1 protein-coding gene is annotated in these 249 nt (G+C 64.7%); it reads left to right on the top strand.

Features of this window, described 5'->3' with window-relative positions; translation table 11 throughout:
* Positions 1-249: TRAP transporter large permease subunit (locus R0J87_RS23080; protein WP_498889277.1), on the top strand; the 249-nt coding region annotated here is incomplete at both ends.

Below are 249 nucleotides of genomic sequence, written 5' to 3'. Positions count from 1 at the left end.
CATCTTCTTCGGCTCGTCCGACTTCGTGCCCAACGTGATCCAGTGGAAGGGCGCTTCTCTGGACAAGGCGATGTGGCACCAGTGGCTGCAGACCGAGGGCGTGTTCGGTGTGCCGCTCGGCGTATCCACCAGCTTCGTCTTCCTGTTCGTGCTGTTCGGCTCGCTGCTCGACAAGGCCGGGGCCGGCAACTACTTCATCAAGGTTGCGTTCGCCCTTCTGGGCCACCTGCGCGGCGGGCCGGCCAAGGC

The organism is Halomonas sp. SIMBA_159, from assembly GCF_046536035.1.
In the GTDB taxonomy this organism is placed as follows: Bacteria; Pseudomonadota; Gammaproteobacteria; order Pseudomonadales; family Halomonadaceae; genus Vreelandella; species Vreelandella venusta_A.
Note: the sequence above shows the minus strand (reverse complement) of the source record. Positions and strands in the feature narration are given on the sequence as shown.